Below are 19,001 nucleotides of genomic sequence, written 5' to 3'. Positions count from 1 at the left end.
GGGAAATATTGGTTCATGGATTCTGCATATACTGCATTTGAGTTTTATGTTAAAAATATTCTTGAAATGCAGTGTGTTAAAAAATAACACCAGCATTTTTCAGCGTGATTTTAAACATTTTTATGGCACATTGCCGATCACTGACACCTCAAGGCATCTTCTAACTTGCGGAGATTCCGATGACTACTGATATGCAACAACTATGGAATGAATTGAACAAACTAAACGAATTTGCTTTCATTTCTCATCTTCAGAAAGATGAACAGTGGGATCCGATTGAGTTCCATCTATCAGGGATACGTTTTGTTGATAGGATGATGGAAAGAATTTTAAAATTTGGCACATTTCAGCCAAATCGATCCAATATTCTTGAAATCGGCTGTGGTGTCGGACGTTTTCTCAGGCCGCTCGCAGGCCGCTTCCACATGGTATGCGGGGTGGACATTGCCGAGGAAATGCTCAAAAGCGCTGCGAAGCATTGCTCCTGCCTGCCAAATATCGTTCTACTCCAGTCGGATGGAAAAACACTGGATATGATCGAACGCGACTCCTTCAACTATTGCGTTACCGCAGGGGTTTTTCAGCACATAACCGATTTTGAAGCTATATCTTCCTATATTAGGGAAGCGCTGCGAATCCTTAAACCCGGCGGCATTTTTCTTTTTCAGTTTGAGGGGAACAGAACTGAAGACCAAGGGTCCGGGCAACACGGCGCGAGGATCACAGCGGACAAGCTGGACGCCGCCTTGCTTAATGAAGAATTCCAAATTCTCGAAATTTCCCAGGACCCCACCGACAAGGTGAGATCTTTGGTCATTGTGCTTCAGAAAACGCCTGGCGTTAAATGGACGGGATCCTTCCGAACCTTTCCCATGACAAATGAGGGATGGCTTGAGGGCGTGTATGATGACTTTAAGACCAAAACCCAAATGCACAAACGGCAAGCTGACCATCAACTGCGTCTGACCTTCTACGACAAGTAGGCAAACATACTTTGCGACAGGCCGGACATTGAATCGCTGTACGAATTTTTGCATGAAACAGCGGAGTTATTACGCGTGTGGGCGCAAAGTGTGGATTCATGCCGCAAATATGTGACTGAGTTATTGGACAAACTTGATCAACTTCGAAATCGCCCTTCCCGCCGTTGCGCACCTTGGGCAAGACGTTGCATAATTGGCGGGAAGAAGTGGCCCGAATGTTCTGTTTTACCCAGAATAAAAGGATCACAGATGGTTTTCACCGTAAAATGAAGTTCATCCAGCGGCGTGCGCATGGCTTTCACAACTTCAAAAATACCGCCTGCGCGCACGTATTTTGTGCTGCTAACATGGCTGAAGAATTGATCAGAAAACTGACGGATAAGCTCCCCATCCAAGGGCTTGCCACTGTCTTTGGCGCAGAGCCTACCCTTCCAAATATAATTAAAGAAAAAAGGCGCTTACAGCCATAAACTGCAAGCGCCTTTGAATTTGGCGTCACCAACGGGATTTGAACCCGTCTTAGCGGCTTGAGAGAACCCGCAAAAAACGCTTACCACCAAAAAAACAAAGGTTACGCATGCTCTAAAGGGCATGAGTATGCATCAAAATGCACCCACTATTGTAAATTCGGCTTGTAAAATGCAAAGCCCCCCCAGCACGGCTAATGCTGAAGGGGAAAAAAACCAAAAAGCTATCGTGAAATGCAGCGTAAAAGGCTTGGCCACAGATGTCAACCCCCCGCTTGCCGCTGCGCTCGCGTATGCTGAGGCTGGTAAGCCTGTTTGCCCGTTTGGAAAGTACGGAGAAAAAAGACCTTTCACAGAACATGGGATACGTGAGGCTTCCACTAATCCAGCGCAGATACGAAAATGGTGGGGGGAACATCCTAACGCATGGGTTGCGCTTGCTTCTGGTAAGGATGCTGGCTTCTTTGTGCTGGATGTTGACCGGCCAAAGTTCCCCGGTGATGCGGATGGCTTTGATACGCTGCGCGAACTTGAAGAAAAATATGGCCCCTTGCCCGTAACTGCCTCTGAAACTTCCCCATCTGGTGGAAAACATTTCTTTTTCAAGTATGTTGAAGGGTTGTCTAGCGTAGCAGGATACATGGGGCCAAAGCTGGATATACGCTCCGACGGTTATCCCATTATCGTGGCCCCTAGTGTTACTGACCGTGGTAATTACACGGCTGGGAAGCCCATTCAAGAATTTATTGCCGACCTGAACAACGTTGCAGAAGCCCCTGCGTGGTTTATCGAACGTGCAAAAAAGAAAGAAGCCCCTAAAGCAAAAAAGACAAAAGCCCAGCCTCAAAAAAACGGCAATACCCCTTACGGTAAAAAAGCTCTTGCTGGTGAAGTGGCAAAAATCGAGGCCGCGTGCGAGGGTGAACGCAATGACACGCTGTATTCAGCGGGCGTTCATATTGGACAGCTTGTCGGTTCTGGCCACCTTGGCTGGCAGTTTGCTTATGACGAGCTGATAGCACCAACAGCCCACTGGGGTGAAGACCGCAAGAGTGCTGACACGTTAAGGCGGGCGCTGGACGCCGGTATACAGAACGCAGAACAGCAGAAAGCGGATGGCAAGTCCGACCTTACAGAGGATTTACTGGCTCTGGCCTTTACTGACCGCTATGCAAACAAGTTTTCATTTTGCCATGGTACAGGGGCTTGGTTTGTCTGGAATGGCCAATGCTGGCAAAAAGACCAAACACGGATGCCGCTTCAGGCCATGCGTGAACTTTGCCGAGAAATGAACCAGCCGCAAAAGGCAATTTTTGGGAAGTTGGTTACGGCTTCTGGTGCGCTAAAATTCGCCGCGGGTGATCGCCGGATGGCCGTTGCGATTGACGAATGGGATACAGATCCCATGCTTATTGGTACGCCGGGGGGCATTGTCGATCTGCGTACCGGCATTCTTGCCCAGGGCGACCCTGCCCAGCGCATAACAAAGCTGGCTGGAATTGCCCCAAGCGAAAAAGCAGATTGCCCTATGTGGCTGCAATTCCTTGAGGAAGCCACAGACGGCGACAAAGGCTTGCAACGCTTCATGCAGCAGATGGCGGGCTATTGCTTAACCGGCCAGACGAAAGAACATGCCCTGTTCTTCATTTATGGCCCCGGTGGGAATGGCAAGAGTGTTTTCCTGAATATCCTCACTGCCCTACTTGCACAATATGCCACCACTTCGGCCATGACTACGTTCACGGCCAGTAACAACGACCAGCACCCTACCGACCTTGCCATGCTGAAGGGCGCAAGGCTTGTATGCGTATCTGAAACAGAAGATGGCCGTGCTTGGGCTGAAAGCCGTATAAAACAGCTAACGGGTGGGGACAAGATTACAGCCCGTTTTATGCGGCAAGACTTCTTTGAATTTACACCGCAATTTAAGCTAGTAATCGTGGGCAACCACCAGCCAATACTGCGAAACGTAGACGCTGCTGCCCGTAGGCGGTTCAATATCATTCCCTTTGTGCATACGCCGATCAATCCAGATAGTGAGCTGGAAAGCAAGCTGAAAGCAGAGCTTCCCGGCATTATGCGCTGGGCTATTGATGGTTGCCTTGATTGGCAATCTAACGGCCTTGTGCGTCCAGAAGTCGTGCTTGCCGCAACAGATGAATACTTTGAATCACAAGACCTGTTCGGCCGCTGGTTCGAAGAACAGTGCGACACAAGCGACAAAAAAGCATGGATTGCCACTAAAGACCTATACGCAAGCTGGGCCGCGTATGCCCGCCGCAGTGGAGAGGAACCGGGGGACGTGCGCCGCTTTGGGCCGATGATAGCCCGCCGTGGTTTACCACCAAAAAGAATAAAGGTTGACCGAGGTTTTAGCGGCGTGTGCCTAATCAAAACAGATGGCTTCGATGAATTTGAAGTATAACAGCTAGTTTTACGGCTATGGGTGTCCATCTGTAGTTCACCCATAGCCGTAAAAAAAACCATCTAACCATCTAATCCATCTTTTTTGTTCCCGCGTATCACGCGCACGCACGCTCGCGCATGCGCGCACGCGCGCACGATCTTGCTTATACGGAAAGTGAAGGTTTAGATGGTTTAGATGGTTTAGATACGAAAAAACATTTATAACTAGGCACAATATATGGGAAAACACGCCAATATCTACAAGTCGGCTAGGTGGCAACGGCTGCGCCGCTTGAAGCTGACCCAGCAACCCTTGTGCGAGTATTGCTTGCCACTGGGTAAGAAGCGGCCAGCAACCGAGGTTGACCACTGGATAGCGATCAGTGACGGGGGCGCACCGTTTGACCTGTCTAATCTGCGGTCGGCGTGTCAGAAATGCCATGCCCTGAAGACCCGCAACCAAGAGCGGGTAATTGGCTGCGGTCTGGACGGGATGCCGCTTGACCCTCGCCATGCGTGGGCATGAGGGGCTTACATACGGCCAGATAGGGCATGGTGGCGCGAGAATGGCTTGAGCGCGCTTTAGGCAAAAAAGGTGATGCGTGGGTAGGGTCGCCACAAGATCGGGGCTTATACGGGCTGCCAGTAAAAATCTCTCAGAGGTTTTTACGTAGTACCGACACCGAACCCACAAAGATACTTACTTTTACACGCATATTCACAAAAATATCAAGGGAAATTATATATGGGACTCAGAGGCATTGGCGCAAAGCCAAAAAAGCAGACCGTAAAAAAACGGCAAAAGATTAAAGGAACGTGGCGTGATGAAAAACTATCAATGCCAGATCGTGTAATTTTATTCCTAGAACAATTGCCTATCACATCTGGTACTCTTTCCGGCCAGAAAATGCAATTACGGGAATGGCAGAAAGAATTTATCCAAGGGGTTTACGGGCCATGCCGTAATGGATTGCGCCTTGTCAGAACAGGGCTTTTGAGCCTGCCCCGCAAGCAAGGCAAGACCGCGCTTGCGGCTGGGCTTGCGCTTGCCCACTTGTGCGGCCCCTGCGCCGAACAACGCGGCCAAGTATATAGCGCGGCAAGTGACCGTAACCAAGCGGGCATTATCTTCAAAGAGATGGTGGCAATTATTGAGCGGGTTGAATGGATGGCCTGCCGCTTAAATATCAAAGCATTCAATAAAATAATTGAAGATTTGGAAACGGGCAGCACCTATTCTGCCCTGTCCAGCGATGCCCGAAAAGCGCACGGCCTTTCCCCTTCTTTTGTGGTCTGTGATGAAATCGCACAGTGGAAGAACCGCGACCTGTACGATAATCTAGTATCTGGTATGGGCGCACGTTCTGAACCGCTAACGGTCTGCATTGGAACGCAAGCGGCTGATGACGTAAACTTGATGAGCGAATTAGTGGACTATGCCGAAAAGGTAAATTCTGGCGAAATAGAAGATGAAACATTTCATGGCGTAGTTTATGCGGCCCCTATGGATGCAGACCCGTGGGCAGAAAGCACATGGCGTGCATGTAATCCCGCGCTTGGCGATTTTAAGAGCCTGACGGACATGAAGGCGCAAGCCGATCAAGCCCAGCGCATTCCTGCGCGTGTCGGCCCTTTCCGCAATCTGCAATTGAATCAGCGTATAAGTGCAGCGGAACACTTTATCTCACGTCAAGACTGGCTGGCCTGCGCAAGTGAGATTGACGTTCAATCCCTTTACGGTCGGCCATGTTGGGCGGGGCTGGACTTGTCAGCAACAAACGACCTTACGGCCCTAGTGCTGTATTTCCCTGAAGACGGCGGCGCGGTTTTGCCGTTCTTTTGGTTGCCAAAGGAAGACGTAAGAGGACTGGAAGACGCGGCCCGCGTGCCTTATCGCGTTTGGGCAGATGAAAAATTCCTTGAGCTAACACCGGGGCGCACCGTGGATTACAGGTATATTGTGCGCCGCTTGGCCCAGGTCGCCAGTGACTTTGATATTCGTGGCATTGCCTATGATAGATGGCGCATAAAGCAACTTCAACTTGTTCTTTCAGATGAAGGCATTACTTTGCCGCTTATTGAGCATGGCCAAGGCTTTAAAGACATGGCCCCGGCTGTTGATTCTCTTGAAAAAGCTGTTTTGAGTGGAGAATTACGGCACAATAGCAACCCAATACTTACATGGAATTGCAGCAATGCAGTTGTAGAAAGCGACCCAGCAGGGAATAGAAAGCTGAACAAGAAACGCTCAAAAGAGAAAATTGACGGGATTGCAGCTCTGACAATGGCAATTGGCCTTGCTGGACGCGAGAAAAAACCACAACATCTTGATATAAATGAAAATACTATTCTAGTTGTGGGGCTATAGGAAAAATAATTACAGAAATGTAGTTTTTCATATTGACAACAATTGTTGATTGTGGTAAGTAGTTTTCATGAGCAGTTTTGAAGAGAAATCATTTTTAGAAAGCAGCTTTCCTAGCAGTACTTTCCTGCCAGCGATTTGTTGCGATGGCCGCAAAATGCACGCTTGGGCAGATCGTGGTATTATTGATCTTCCTGAAACCGGGCAGGGCCAAAAGCTGTATTTACACGGAGATGATATTCTGTTTCTCAGATGTCTTGTTATATCTTCTAATGCAGGACTTGCACCCAAAGCTGGCATTAGGCGTGCAAATAGGCCTGCCATTAGGGGGTTGGAGCAATGCATAAAAAGATTTTCCCAGAACATTATTGATGATTACGAGCAAGACAATCCTTCTGGTGAAATCTTTGCCGTATATAGAATAGCGGGGGAAAGCGGGGGAATAGATGGCGAGTGGCAGCTTGCTTATTCAAGGCACGATATATTGCAAGCACTACATATAGTTGAAAATGGCGTAAAAGCAGCACCTTTTTGGGCGGTTCTCTCGCTTTCGGCGATATTGGACGATGTACAAAAAAAAGTTTGGGCTGCGCTGTAAAATTTTTTTACCCCATAAAAACAACAATTGTAGTCAATCGTTTGACAGAAAAACTTACTTTTCCTTGGGTGCAGCGCAATTCGCCCTTGCGCGTAAGCGGCTGGAATGGCCGGCCGCTTAAAATTTCCTTCTTTGTGGCGCTTCCGTTTCGCCTCCCTTCTGGAGCGCATAGAGAAGGAATCAAATTCCCCCACTGAGCCGGGGGTGGGCTTCTTGGATGAACCTCCATCCATGAGGCCAGAAGGGATGAGCGGGGTAATGGCTTGCCCCGCTCATTACAAAAATTTTCAGACTGCGCGAGTAAAAAACCTCCTACCGGCGCGGTCTGATTGCCAAGCAGAGTGACTCTGTGCGGCACGGTAGCCTAGTGCGTGTGAGCAAGCGGGCTAGGCTACCGGATAAATTTGCTGATTAGGTTTTTTCTTTTCCCTAATCAGCTACGCCAGCCCTTTTTGTTGAAGGAAAAAGTTCTGGCAACCCCTCGCATATGCTCCCCATTCCTGCGTGTGCGAGGGACAAGGGTGGCCAGCTCTCCCCTTTGAGCTGGCCACAACAAAAAAAAATGCAGTTTTTGGGCTGGCCAGAAGCCGCAAGAATACAAAACATTTTAACAATAACAGGTAGATACATGAGAGAACTTCTTGATAAACGAAACGCGATTGTGAATGAAATGCGGGGCATCTGTGAAAACCCGTCCAGTGCCGATCTGACCCCAGAACAGGAACAGCGTTTTGACGAACTGAAAACAAATCTCACGCGGCTGGATTCTATTATCGACAGAAAGCGCACGCTGGACGAAGCCGAACGCAGAATGGAAGGCACACCGATCAGTGGCGACCGCAATCTTGAAAGGGAAATGCGGTCGTTTAACGTCTGTAAGGCTGTGCAGCACATGCTTGGAGCGCGGGTTGACGCAGGCCGGGAACTTGAGATCAGTGCCGAGCTTGCCCGCATGGAAGGCCGCAGCACAGACGGCATTTTGATGCCCTACAGCGTATTTGAACGCCGTGCCGACACCATTACGACCACGGCCCCCACTGCTGGCCCCGGTGGCAATCTTGTGGGTACTGACCACATGGGCGGCCAGTGGGTCGATATGCTTCGTGAGGCGAACCCGCTTACCGGCTTGGGTATGCGCGTTATGAGCGGCCTTGTGGGTAACTGCGAAATTCCCCGCCTGAAAGGTAGTACTTCGGTGGGCTGGTTTGGTGAGAACAGTGCTATTCCCCAGACTGATGCGCAGATGGATAGTATCACGCTTTCACCTAAACACGTTGGCGCATGGACTGAGTACAGCCGTAATATGCTGCTTCAGTCTAGCCCTGATGTGGAAAGCCTGCTGCGCTCCGATCTTGCCCAGGTGCTTGCCCTTGAAGTGGCCCGCACCGTTATCAACGGTTCTGGCGTTGGTTCCGAACCCAAGGGCATCTTGGCCACTTCGGGCATTCTGGAAGTGGCAAAGCCCGCCAAGGAAATGGGGTATGCCCCCGCTCTTGCCAATGCCCTGTATGTAAAGAACGTGCCTAGCGTGTCTTTTGTCTGCAATTCTGCCTTTAAAGCGACCGTGGACGATCTGCCGACCACTGACGGCTTGCCAATTGGCGATGCCGCTTTCTTCCGCAATTACCCGTACAAGTATGCCTCTGCCGTGCCTTCTGCCCGCGTGATGGTTGCTGGTGACTTCTCGCAGGTTCTTCAGGGTACTTGGAGCGCGGTTGAACTGACGGTAAACCCGTTTATGGAATCGGCATACAAAAAGGGCAATGTGGCCCTGCGTATCGTGCTGACCACAGACGTTGCTATCAGGCATCCTGAAGCCTTCGCCACTTTTGAGGTAGCGTAAAATGTTGGCCGGCGGCGTTATAGAACGCCGGAGGGCTGCGGATTTGTCCGTGGCCCCCGGCCGCAAGTTGGTTGGTTATGCGGCTGTTTTTGGGCAGGAAACCCGCATTTCAGACTTTACCGAGGTTATAAAGCCCGGTGCGTTTGCGGCCAGTCTTAAAGGCCGCGACATTCTCGCGCTGGTAGACCATGACCCCGCACGGCTTTTGGCCCGTACTAAGTCTGGAACCTTACGGCTTGAGGAAGATTCAAAGGGGCTGCGCTTTGAACTGGATGTGCCTGATACGACAGAAGGCCGCGACCTTCTGGCCCTTGCAGAGCGTGGCGACCTTGGCGGTATGAGCTTTGGCTTTACCGTGGGGCGATCTGGTGAGCGGTGGGACGGTAAAAAGCGAGAACTGCGAGCCGTAACCTTGCATGAGATCAGCGTTGTACATGCGTGGCCAGCTTATGAAGGTACGACCGTAGAACCCCGCGCAAAGCGGCCCCGCCTTGAGCGTGTAAAAATGTGGATGGAAACTATATGAATATAAAGAACCTATTTAAAAAGCGTGAGGAACGCAGCTTGGTAGATGCTGGTGCATGGGTAAACATGGGTGAAAACCGTTTGCCTTCTTTTGTCCCAGGCGCAGTGACCCCCGAAACAGCAGAAGCCCTTTCCACTGTGTTTGCGTGCGTTACAGCAATTTCCAGCTCAATTTCTGCGCTGCCTGCCCGTTTGTATCAAACTAACGGCAAGACGCGGCAGGAAGTCACTACGGGGCAAATTGCGGCACTTCTGCGTAACGGCCCCAATGCGTATCAAAGCACGCCTGAATTTATGGAAACCCTTACGGCGCAGATTCTTTTGCGTGGCAATGGGCTTGTAGAGGTTACTTCAGACAAGTACGGAACTGTAATTGGCCTGCGTGTAATCCCTTGGAATTGGGTAAACGTCCAGATGCTCCCTAACGGGCGGCTTGTGTACGATGTATTTGCCCAGCCGGGGTTATATACGCCTGAGAATGGCCGCGCACGCCGTTTGTTGCAAGATGAAGTAATCCATATCCGCGACCGCTCAGATGACGGGATAATCGGCAAGAGCCGTTTACAGCGCGGTGCGGCAACGATACATTCCGCACACACCGTTAATGAATACGCTACAACAACTTTTCATAATGGCGTGAACCCGTCTGGCGTTATCAGCACAGATGCACAGCTTACGCCTGAGCAGAAAACGGCCCTTCAAAGTGGCATCACAAGGGCTTTTGCAGGGGCAAAGGGCGCGGGCAAAGTTCTGGTGATTGACCAAGGCTTGCAGTGGAACGGCAACGCGATCACAAGCCCTGAAGATACCGAGCTGCTGGCCAGCAGAAAGTGGAGCGTTGAAGAACTGTGCAGGCTGTTTCAGGTTCCCCCGCCTATTATCCAAGACTATTCACACAACACGTTCACCAACTCCGAACAGGCGGGCCGCTGGTTTGCCCAGTTTTGTTTGCTGCCATTGGTGAGCAAGATTGAAGCCGCTTTCAATCGGGGGTTATTCCCTAATGGTGAATATGAGCTTGATCTTGATATGTCCGGCTTTGACCGTGGCGACCCTGCAACGCGCTGGCAAACTCATGCGATTGCGGCACAAAACGGCATTTTGACGGTAGACGAGATCAGGGAAGTTGAGGGGTATAGCCCTATGGTGGGCGAAACCATCAAAAAACCATCAAAAATTATTGAAAATATTGAATAAAACCATTTAAAAACCATCTAAACCATCTAAACCTAACTTTCCGCATGAACGCGGTTAAGCAACTTTTTAGAATAAAATATGGCCCGCGAACCAGACACCATTTTGAACCTGAAGCAGCTATCCGAGGCGATGGGACTAGACCCGCGCACGCTGAGGATGATAGCTGACCAGCTAGGTGGTAAGCGTGTCGGCAGGCTTCTTTTATTCCGCTGGGGATCAGTAATGGAGTATTTTAATGCCAACACTGCTGAAAAAAATGGGGAATGCGTGGCAAGCGCGAGTGTTCGCGGACGGAAAACAGATAGCCAGCAAGATATTTCCGAGCGGGAAAAAGGGCGGGCCAGAATGGAGAGAAGCAAAAGCATGGGAAGAACAACAAAAGGCGGCATACCTTGCGGGGGTGAAGACCCGTTCGGCCTTCGATCTTCTCTTGGCTTGGGGTGAGGGCTTTCTTGAACATACCAAGCGAACCACAAGCCAGAAAGACCTTGCTGAAAAAACGCGCATTATGAAGGCTTTTTTCGTCTATTGCCGTCAATCAGGTATAAAGCGGATTGAAGAGGTAACACCGCCAAAAGTTTACAGCTTCTTGTCTGGCATATGCGATACCAAAGGCGGGAACGTGGCAAACAAGTACCGTAAACGGCTTATGACTGCATGGACGTGGGGAATTGACTTTATTGAAGGCTTCCCGCAAGGCGCTTCACCATTCAAGAAAGTGAATACATTCCCCGGCATAAAGAAAGAGCGTTACGTTCCTTCTGAATCAGATGTTATCAAAGTTATGGGGGAAGCTAAAGGGCAAGACTTTGTAATGCTGATGGCTTTTTACTATACCGGGGCGCGTGCTAACGAGATATTCAGGCTTACATGGTCTGATATTGACTTTACCACCAATATGATACGCCTTACGGATAGAAAAACCAAAGGCAAGGGCATGCGTGAAAGGTTCCTTCCCATGCACGCAGAACTTGTGAAGGCTTTGAAATGGTGGCGTGGTGCGCGGCCATGCATGGTAAACAATGTTTTCATGCGGGTTGACCATCATGCAGGCTTAGGGCAACCCTTCACTGCCCGCGCTCAGCTCATGCCAAAGCTGTGTGAACGTGCTGGCGTGAAACCCTTTGGCTTTCATGCGTTGCGCCATAAGGCTGCTGCTGTAATCTTTACCAATGGAGGGTTGAACGCTGCACAGGAACTTATGGGGCATAACCGAGCAACCACAACGGATGGTTACGTTCGATCTGCGGGCCTTTATTCAAACAAGCAAATTATTCCTGAAATTTTGTCTAACAACCCAATAGGACAAGCATTTTCAGAAATGGCAGGGGAAATAGAAATGCCCCTTGAGGTGCGAACTCAAGAGGCAATTTGTAAACAGGCACTTGTAATTCAATAAGTGCCATAAACAAAGAGCATGTGTAACCCTTTGAAAACATTTGGCGTCACCAGAGAGGCTTGAACTCTCCTTAGCGGCTTGAGAGGCCGCCGTCCTAACCGGATAGACGATGGTGACAACGAGGAGTTAAATAAGGCTCTCAAGCCTTATTTGTCAAGCAGTTCATACACAGGGCAGTAAAATCAGCCGTTGCCGTACCTGCGTCCAAGGTGCTAGGTATGGAGTTGCCGCTGGCGGCGGCCCAAATCTGAAGGAAGGAGCAGCCCTCATGAAATCTCGTCTTCACCTTCCCCTGCTTATCGCCTGTTTTGCCTTGTTGGCCGCATGCGGCGGCAAGGTTATTCCCACTCGCGATGGTGACATGCCCACGTGGATGGGAACCCTGGAAGACCTCCGGCGCTACCCGCAAAATCTGGACGTGTACGCCAAGGCCGCCGGAGAGGACAAACTGCTTGTTTCTCCTGCCGAGCAGGCCAATCAGGCGGCCAGATTTATGCGCATCACCTTTGGCCCGTGGGAAATGACCAAGACCTCAATCCGCAAGCGTGATGTGGCCGTGCTCTTCAACAAGGCACGCGGCTACAAAATTGGCGATGTGCGCTGGACGCAGCCGGAATGGGATGCCATGAGCGCCAACGCGGCTCTGGGTTCCTACCCTTCGCGCAGCCAGGCAGCCATAACCGTGCGCAACGCGAACCTGCGCGAACTGCCCACCAATGAGGCGCGTTTTTCCGAGCCCACGCCAAATCCCAAGGCCAATCCCTTTGATTATTTTCAGTATTCCCTGCTACCCGTGGGCACACCGGTACTTATCGCGCACACAAGCCGCGATGGCCGCTGGCACTATGTGGAATGCCCCGTGGCTGGCGGCTGGGTGGCGGACGAAGATCTGGCCCCTGTCAGCACTGAATTCAGATACATGTACCGCAACAGCACATTTGCGGCCCTTGTGCGCGACAGGGTGAACATTGTTACGCCAACAGGTTCCATACTAGCCAACATCGGCGCATTGCTGCCCATGCGTAGCGGATACTCTTCGCCTGCGGACGCCGGTTCCGGCGGTCAGGCCGCAATCGAACTGCTTGTGCCCACACGCGGTGGGGACGGCATGGCTCAACTGACCCCGGTGTCGCTTACCACGGCAGACGCCGTTCCGTGGCCCATGCGCATGACCCCTGGCAATGTGGCCAAGGTGGGCAATTTCATGATCGGCCAACCCTACGGATGGGGCGGCATGTTTGGCGACAGGGATTGCTCTGCCCTCACGCGCGAACTGTTCACGCCCTTTGGCATCTGGCTGCCGCGCAACTCCGTGGCGCAAGCGCGCACAGGCGCGGTCAACATGCTTGAAGGCATGACGACGGCGGAAAAAGAAGAACAGATTATGCGCAACGGCGTTCCCTTCCTCAGCCTTGTGGGCATGCGCGGGCACATCATGCTGTATGTGGGCAAGTATAATGGCCGCCCCGCCATTTTCCACAATGTATGGGGCGTGCGCACAGTTGAGGGCAGCGACACTGATGGCCGCTTTGTCATCGGCAGGGCCGTTGTCACCTCCATCACCCCCGGCGCCGAGCTGAAAAACCTTTACCGTACAACGACGTTTGCCGACAGGCTCCGCACGTTGAGCACTCCGGCGGATACCCTTCAGTGACAGAACTGCGCCATACAACAACAGCCGAAGATGCGGGCCAGCGGCTGGATCGCGTGCTACATCAGGTTGCCCCCGAGATGTCGCGGGCAGCGTTGCAAAAAGCTGTTCAGGCTGGGCACTGCCAGGTGGACGGTCTGCCGGAACCCCGCGTAAATGCTAAGATGCGGGCCGGACAGACAATCACGCTCCGCCTGCCGGAGACCTCCACGACCTTGCAGGCGGAGGAAGGACACCTCGAGCTGCTCTGGCAGGACGAACACATGGTTGTGTGCAACAAGCCTGCGGGCCTGACGGTGCACCCCTGCCCTTCCTGCCCGGAGCAGACCCTGGTGCAACGCCTGCTGGGGCGGTTTCCGCAACTGGGCAGGATTGAAGGGCAGCGCCCCGGCATAGTGCACCGGCTGGACAAAGACACGAGCGGCATCCTGCTGGTGGCCCTGACAGAGCAGGATCGCCTTGTGCTCAGCGAGGCCTTTGCCCAGAGGGAAGTACATAAGGAATATCTGGCCCTTGTGAGTGGTAGGCCTCCCGCAGCGGGTGAATGCCGCGAACCCATTGGCCGCCACCCCACAGCCAAGATCAAGATGGCCATTGTGCCGGAATCGCGCGGCGGGCGCGCAGCCCATACGGAGTGGAAAACCCTGTGGACAGCTCCGGACAAGCGTTTCTCCTTGCTTGCCGTGCGCATCCATACCGGGCGCACGCATCAGATACGCGTGCACATGACCCACCTTGGGCATCCCCTGCTTGGCGACAGGCTCTATGCGCCCAAAGCCGTGCAGGCCCTCGCCCCGCGCCAGATGCTGCACGCATGGCGCATCAGCTTTATCCACCCGGCCACGGGCAATCTTATGAATTTTGCCTGCCCGCCGCCGGACGACATGCTCATGGCCGCGCTTCAGGGCTGCCGCCGCATGCGCCGCGTGGTGGTAACGGGCAATCCCGGCAGCGGCAAATCTGCCTTTTCCCAATGCCTGGCAGATATGGCCGTGCCAGTGTTCAGCGCCGATGCAACGGTTGCCGCCCTGTACGCCCCCCGAGGGGAGGCTGCGCAATGGATCGGACAGATCGGCGGCAGCGCCCTGCTTACTCCAGCAGGCGCCGTGGATAAAACCGCGCTGCTTGAGGCCATGCGCGCCAACCCCGTGCTGCGCCGCGAGGTGGAAAACATGGTGCACAGCCTGACGCACAAGGCGCTGGAAGCATTCTGGATACAGCAGGAATCTCTGGGCGTGCCGCTGGCCGTGGCCGAGGTGCCCCTGTATTTTGAAACAGGCTGGCAAAACAGCTTTTCACCAGCACCGCACGTTGTCGGGGTGCGCTGCGCCATACCCCTGCGCGCACAGCGCATAGAAGCGAACCGTGGCTGGACGCAAGACAAGCTGAAAGCTATTGAAGGCTGGCAATGGACGCAAGACCGCAAAATGGCCGCCTGCAACACCGTTGTGGATAATGAAGGTACGCTGGAAGCTTTATGCGCCCAGGCCCAGGAATTTTTGACAAGCATGCGCACTCAGGATCAGAAGGATGAACAGGCCCTTGCGCTGCACCTCGCAAGACTGTGGCAGTAACTACTGGAGTCAGATACTGTCTATCCACTCAAGTTCCATGAGTTTTTCACCTAATTTGTCATTTCTTGACACAATTCGCGGTATTCGCGTATAGGCTATCTTTAAATTTTCAGACCAAAAGCATCCGTTGAAGCAAAACATGTCAGACGCACAACAGCCGCATCAGGGCAATCTAGCCAATCCCCTGGTGCTGGCCTTGGAAATATCAAGTTCAGCCCTTCTGCACGTCAGCAAAGAGCCTTTTCTCAGAGCAGCCATGGCCAGTATTGGCGAATCCTTGCACTGTGAGCAGGTGTCTCTTGTGGAATTTGACGATGAGCAGTGGTCTGCCCCAGTAGTCTGGCGGTCGGGCATTCGCAGTGCAACTGGTGATATGCCTGCGGCAACGCTCAACGACATGTCGCCGGTGCTGAACATGTTTGAAGAGGGCAAAAGCCTGTGCGTTGCCGATACCTCGGCCATGCCTGAAGGCCCGCAAAAAGCCCTGTTTCTCTCCCGTGGCATCAAATCGGCAATCTGCGTGCCCATCGCCCACGATGGCCAGCTTTTTGGCGGCATCTGCCTTTTGCGGCATCGCTATCGCGGGCAATGGTCCATTGAGGATTCCAGCCTTTGCCACCTTTTGAGCAGCATCCTTGCCATCACGTTGACGCATTTCCGTCTTTACGGGCAGTTGCAGCGCAAGCACAGGCAACTGCACGACATCCTTGATGCCTTCACTGATCCTGTCTGCATTGTGGACATGGAGACATACAAGATTCTTTTCGTCAACAACAGTGTTGAAGAAACATATCCGCGCAAAGACGGCACGTTGTCCAACATCTGCTACAAAAGGCTCATGGGGCGGGATACGCCCTGCCCCTTTTGCACCAATGCCATTATTGCCGCCTCCAGCGAGCCCTATCAGTGGACGTATGAAAACAAGGCCACCAGACGCACCTATACGGTCGTGGACAAGGCCATCAAGTGGGACAACGACAAAACGGTTCGCCTCAGCATTTCACGCGATGTGACTGATCTGCTGCAAACCCAGCACGAAAAGCAGGATGCCGTGGTGGCCTCGCAGGCCAAAAGCGAATTTCTGGCGCATATGAGCCATGAAATTCGCACGCCCATGAACGGCATCATCGGCCTCACCCATCTGGCCCTGCAATCCAATCCCAGCGACGAGCAGAAAAACTATCTGCAAAAAATCCGAACTTCCGCCACAAACTTGCTGGCCATCATCAACGATATTCTGGATCTTTCCAAAATCGAAGCCAACAAGATGGTGCTGGAAGACGCCAACTATCCGCTGGAAGACGTGCTTGAATTCGTACACACCTCGCTGCGCTTTCCCATTGAGCAGAAGGGGCTTGAGTATGAATGCAAACTTGGCGACGATGTGCCGCTGAAGCTCTGGGGTGACAGTCTGCGCCTCAAGCAGGTTTTGCTCAACCTCATGAACAATGCCGTCAAATTCACCGCCGAGGGGCGTATCACCCTGCGAATTGACCGCGAGCTTTCTGGCGACAAAGACAGCCTGCACTTCAGAATTGCCGATACGGGCATGGGTATCAGCCGCGAATACCAGCAGCACCTTTTTGATCCCTATACCCAGGCCAATGCGAGCATCAGCCGCCGCTTTGGCGGCACCGGCCTTGGGCTGAGCATCTGCAAACGCATTGCGGAACTCATGCACGGCACGCTGTGGTGCGAGAGCGAGCTGGGCAAGGGTTCCACCTTCCACCTGAGCATTCCCTGCACGGCTGCCCGCAATATCTATTGCCCTCAGGAGCAGGCCGTCGCCACGGCAGAGCCGCTGGACGGAGCGGCAGAGTGCAGCATTCTGGTGGCGGAAGACAACGAGATCAACGTGGAAGTATTGCGCGCCATGCTGCGCCAGCTGGGCTTTGAGTGTGATGTTGCGCCCAACGGCAAGGAAGCCCTGCGCATGGCCATGGAAACCCCATATGATATTGTGCTGATGGATGTTAACATGCCCGTCATGGACGGCCTGACCGCCACGCGCGAACTGCGGAACATGCTGCCGGAAAATGACGAGCAAAAAGCCCTGCCCATCATTGCCCTCACCGCCGCGACACTGCCTGACAACATTGCCGAAATCATCAACGCGGGCATGAACGACCACATTGGCAAGCCCTTCAGCATGGCTACCCTGCGCAATAAACTCGCCAAGTGGCTCAAGCTCCACTGAACATCCCGACAAATCATGGCTGCCGCAAAAGTCTCCAAAACCAATGCCGCCAGAATTCTTGAAGGCCTGGGCATTTCCTACGAACTGCACACTGCTGACGTGGACGAAAATGACCTGTCAGCCGTGACCATGGCGCACAATCTGGGGGTTGACCCTGCCTGCGTTTTCAAAACTCTGGTAGCCAGAGGCGACAAAACAGGCGTGCTCATGGCCTGCATCCCTGCTGCGGCGGAGCTTGACCTCAAGGCGCTGGCTGCCGCATCTGGCAACAAGCATGTGGAAATGGTTCCGCTCAAGGATGTTCGTCCCCTCACCGGCTATATGCGCGGCGGCTGTTCCCCCCTTGGAGCCAAGAAGGCCTATCCGGTTTTTTTGGACGAAAACGCCATCCTGCTTGAAACCATCTTTGTGAGCGCAGGCCAGCGCGGCGTTCAGCTGTGCCTCAAACCGGACGATCTGCTGCGCGCTGTTGAAGGGCAATACGCCCCAGTGGCGCGCATTTAGTAGTCCCGCCCGCTAGTTCCTGCATAAAATCAGCCCACCGGGGCAGACACGCACAAGCTGCCACGTGGGTATCATCACCAGCACTTCACGGCGCATGCTCGGCCCATCTGCCCATCGGGCAAGGAGATCCATCCGTGCAGTATTACCACGCAGATGTGTTTTGCAATGAGCCCATGACCGGCAACGGTCTGACTGTTTTTATTGCCAAGGCCTTTCCGGAACGAACCGTCATGCAGCAGATTGCCCGGGAGTTCAGGCAGTTTGAAACAATATTCCTTGTCCAACGCAGTGATGCCGTTTTTGACGCGCGCATCTTTACGGTTGAGGAAGAACTGGATTTCGCCGGGCATCCCGTTCTAGGCGCTGCTGCGGTTGTGCAACGCGAATTTTTTCAGGAGGCCTCCAGCACGATTCTGTTCACCCTGAACAGCAAGCAGGTTTCTGTTTTTTGTTCGGCGCATGGCGATTTTTATGATTGCTGCATGGATCAGGGACCAGCGGAATTTATTTGCGCCCCGGAGCCGGAAGCGTACACAACGTATTTGCAGCCGCTGAATCTTGCACCGCACAATATTGCTGCCGGATTTCCCCTGGAAGTAGTTTCCACAGGGCTGCCCTATCTTCTGGTGCCCCTTGCCTCAGGCCTGGAGCAGGCCCGCATTCTCGTGACGGATTACGAATCAAGGCTCGCACAGATCGGCGCAAAATTCGCGTATATTTTTGACGTCAACGCGGTTGAAGGCAGAACCTGGGACAATGCGGGCATGGCGGAAGACGTAGCCACAGGCAGCGCCGCAGGACCAGTTGGAGCCTACCTGTACAAGCACAACAAATTTTCGCCCGCACAGGAAATACTTATTCGGCAGGGGCGCTTTGTGGGGCGTGACTCGGAAATCAGCGTCCGCAGAGACAAAGCCAGCGGCAACATGCTGGTGAGCGGTCAGGTTCGTTTGCTCGTGCGCGGGGAATGTCTTCAGGGCATGTAAAACCCATCCTGTCAAAAGCTCTCAAAAAAACAAAGGCCCGCTTCCTTCTCTGCTATTGGCAGCACAAGGAAACGGGCCTTTTCAAAACTCACCACAAGGGTGTTGGATTCTTGGCTTAGCCTTCGTCACTCAAAGGACGAAAGCTCTTTTTTGTTGCCCCGCATACAGGGCATTTCCAGTCTTCTGGCAGATCTTCAAAACGGGTTCCAGCCGGTATTTTATGGCGTTTGTCGCCCCGGTCGGGGTCGTAAACATAGCCGCAATTGACCATCTGGCAACGCCACATATCCTTGGGTTCAGCCATGC

Annotated in this window: 15 protein-coding genes, 1 tRNA gene and 1 pseudogene; 15 read left to right on the top strand and 2 right to left on the bottom strand. The window is 52.8% G+C overall.

Annotation, left to right across the window (positions count from 1 at the left end; genetic code table 11):
* Nucleotides 1–179 precede the first annotated feature (179 nt).
* The 10 genes and pseudogenes from ACUZ79_RS08070 (at nt 180) to ACUZ79_RS08025 (ending at nt 11,783) form a co-directional block, all read left to right on the top strand.
* On the top strand, nt 180–983 hold the full coding sequence (locus ACUZ79_RS08070; protein WP_449251262.1) for a class I SAM-dependent methyltransferase: 804 nt from the start codon (nt 180–182) through the stop codon (nt 981–983).
* A 143-nt stretch (nt 984–1,126) separates the two neighbouring features.
* Nucleotides 1,127–1,329: pseudogene (locus ACUZ79_RS08065) on the top strand (transposase); the annotation flags it as partial.
* Nucleotides 1,330–1,580: 251 nt separating this feature from the next.
* Nucleotides 1,581–3,875 carry a phage/plasmid primase, P4 family gene (locus tag ACUZ79_RS08060; protein WP_449251261.1) on the top strand — a complete coding sequence of 765 codons (2,295 nt, stop codon included), beginning with the start codon at nt 1,581–1,583 and terminating at the stop codon, nt 3,873–3,875.
* Between the two features lie 219 nt (nt 3,876–4,094).
* Complete coding sequence (locus ACUZ79_RS08055; protein WP_449251260.1) at nt 4,095–4,382, top strand: HNH endonuclease signature motif containing protein; 288 nt, start codon at nt 4,095–4,097, stop codon at nt 4,380–4,382.
* A gap of 219 nt (nt 4,383–4,601) precedes the next feature.
* A complete protein-coding gene (locus ACUZ79_RS08050) occupies nt 4,602–6,224 on the top strand; it encodes a terminase large subunit (protein ID WP_449251259.1) in 1,623 nt (540 codons plus the stop codon).
* Between the two features lie 67 nt (nt 6,225–6,291).
* Entirely contained in the window at nt 6,292–6,819 is a 528-nt protein-coding gene (locus ACUZ79_RS08045) for a hypothetical protein (protein ID WP_449251258.1), read from the top strand.
* Nucleotides 6,820–7,447: 628 nt separating this feature from the next.
* The gene (locus ACUZ79_RS08040; protein ID WP_449251257.1) at nt 7,448–8,662 is read left to right on the top strand and encodes a phage major capsid protein; all 1,215 of its coding nucleotides are present in this window, start codon (nt 7,448–7,450) and stop codon (nt 8,660–8,662) included.
* Nucleotides 8,663–8,711: 49 nt separating this feature from the next.
* Entirely contained in the window at nt 8,712–9,188 is a 477-nt protein-coding gene (locus ACUZ79_RS08035) for an HK97 family phage prohead protease (RefSeq protein ID WP_449252172.1), read from the top strand.
* Nucleotides 9,185–10,384 carry a phage portal protein gene (locus tag ACUZ79_RS08030; protein ID WP_449251256.1) on the top strand — a complete coding sequence of 400 codons (1,200 nt, stop codon included), beginning with the start codon at nt 9,185–9,187 and terminating at the stop codon, nt 10,382–10,384. The genes ACUZ79_RS08035 and ACUZ79_RS08030 overlap by 4 nt, the downstream gene beginning before the upstream one ends.
* 235 nt (nt 10,385–10,619) lie before the next feature.
* Complete coding sequence (locus ACUZ79_RS08025; RefSeq protein ID WP_449251255.1) at nt 10,620–11,783, top strand: tyrosine-type recombinase/integrase; 1,164 nt, start codon at nt 10,620–10,622, stop codon at nt 11,781–11,783.
* A gap of 41 nt (nt 11,784–11,824) precedes the next feature.
* Here ACUZ79_RS08025 and ACUZ79_RS08020 read toward each other — a convergent pair.
* Nucleotides 11,825–11,900 (bottom strand) — tRNA-Glu (locus tag ACUZ79_RS08020).
* A gap of 151 nt (nt 11,901–12,051) precedes the next feature.
* Between ACUZ79_RS08020 and ACUZ79_RS08015 the strand changes: the two genes are divergently transcribed.
* The 5 genes from ACUZ79_RS08015 to ACUZ79_RS07995 all read left to right on the top strand — a co-directional run bounded on the left by ACUZ79_RS08015 (nt 12,052) and on the right by ACUZ79_RS07995 (nt 18,695).
* Nucleotides 12,052–13,437: an NlpC/P60 family N-terminal domain-containing protein gene (locus ACUZ79_RS08015; protein ID WP_449251254.1), complete on the top strand. Its 1,386-nt coding sequence runs from the start codon at nt 12,052–12,054 to the stop codon at nt 13,435–13,437.
* Entirely contained in the window at nt 13,434–15,008 is a 1,575-nt protein-coding gene (coaE, locus tag ACUZ79_RS08010) for a dephospho-CoA kinase (protein ID WP_449251253.1), read from the top strand. Before ACUZ79_RS08015 ends, coaE begins: the two co-directional genes overlap by 4 nt.
* 139 nt (nt 15,009–15,147) lie before the next feature.
* The gene (locus tag ACUZ79_RS08005) at nt 15,148–17,205 is read left to right on the top strand and encodes an ATP-binding protein (RefSeq protein ID WP_449251252.1); all 2,058 of its coding nucleotides are present in this window, start codon (nt 15,148–15,150) and stop codon (nt 17,203–17,205) included.
* Between the two features lie 15 nt (nt 17,206–17,220).
* Entirely contained in the window at nt 17,221–17,709 is a 489-nt protein-coding gene (gene ybaK / locus ACUZ79_RS08000) for a Cys-tRNA(Pro) deacylase (RefSeq protein ID WP_240825856.1), read from the top strand.
* A gap of 134 nt (nt 17,710–17,843) precedes the next feature.
* Nucleotides 17,844–18,695, top strand: coding sequence for a PhzF family phenazine biosynthesis protein (locus ACUZ79_RS07995; protein WP_449251251.1), 852 nt, complete (start codon nt 17,844–17,846; stop codon nt 18,693–18,695).
* Between the two features lie 115 nt (nt 18,696–18,810).
* Here the strand turns inward: ACUZ79_RS07995 and ACUZ79_RS07990 are convergent, their stop codons facing one another.
* Entirely contained in the window at nt 18,811–18,999 is a 189-nt protein-coding gene (locus tag ACUZ79_RS07990) for a rubredoxin (RefSeq protein ID WP_022659169.1), read from the bottom strand.
* Nucleotides 19,000–19,001 lie beyond the last annotated feature (2 nt).

The sequence above is a fragment of the Desulfovibrio faecalis genome, from assembly GCF_053570625.1.
The sequence above is the reverse complement of the archived record's forward strand: the minus strand, read 5'-3'. Positions and strand labels throughout refer to the sequence as shown.